Origin of the sequence: Amycolatopsis pigmentata (genome assembly GCF_042684065.1) — a bacterium.
Classification (GTDB): domain Bacteria; phylum Actinomycetota; class Actinomycetes; order Mycobacteriales; family Pseudonocardiaceae; genus Amycolatopsis_E; species Amycolatopsis_E pigmentata.
In genome coordinates, this window is the sequence record NZ_JBHUKR010000034.1 from 1 (window position 1) to 644 (window position 644).

1 protein-coding gene is annotated in these 644 nt (G+C 65.5%); it reads right to left on the minus strand.

All coding sequences use genetic code 11. The features are described from left to right. Positions 1 to 644 (minus strand): hypothetical protein (locus ACFSXZ_RS41190; RefSeq protein ID WP_378272014.1); only part of this gene is annotated, 644 nt, incomplete at both ends.

The window sequence follows — 644 nt, forward strand, 5'->3', positions numbered from 1 at the left end:
CGGGCTTGCGCTGGGTTTGCTTCGGGGTGGTTGGGCCGTAGGTGGCGTGGAAGCCGGTGAGCTTTTTGTACAGCGCGAGGTTGTCGTGGTCGATCAGGTGTACGTTGCCTTGCAGGTCGCGCATGGGCACGATTTCTTCGGCAGGGATGAGGGCGGCGACGTCGTCGACTGTGAGCCCGTACCAAGGTTCGCGTTTGGGATGGTGCTTGCCGCACGGGCGTTTCGGACGACCCCTGGAGTTGGCGGGGCAGGTACCGAAGGTTGTCGCGGTGCATACCTGCGCGACGAACTTGCTGGGCCCGAGCGCGGTCGCCGATCGGCGCGGTGGCAACGTGGTGCTCCACGGCAGTTGCACGTTGCAGTTCACGGCGGGCACGGAATGGAACCATTGAGGGGTGTGGTCGGAGTCGAGAAACCACACCGGCAGCCAGCCGGCGCGGAACGACCGGGTGCTGCGTGACTTGGCCAGTCGGGTGTCCAGCGCGGAGTGCTGGACCTCGATGCCGGTTCGACGCGGTCCCTCGATTGCGACATCGAGGATAGTGCCGTTGCCGGTGCGCAGTTCCTGTGATGCCTGGTAGCCGGCGTCCTCTGCGGCGCGCTGCCAGTAGTCCTTTTGCCGCCGGTGTTCGTCAGACTCCCTG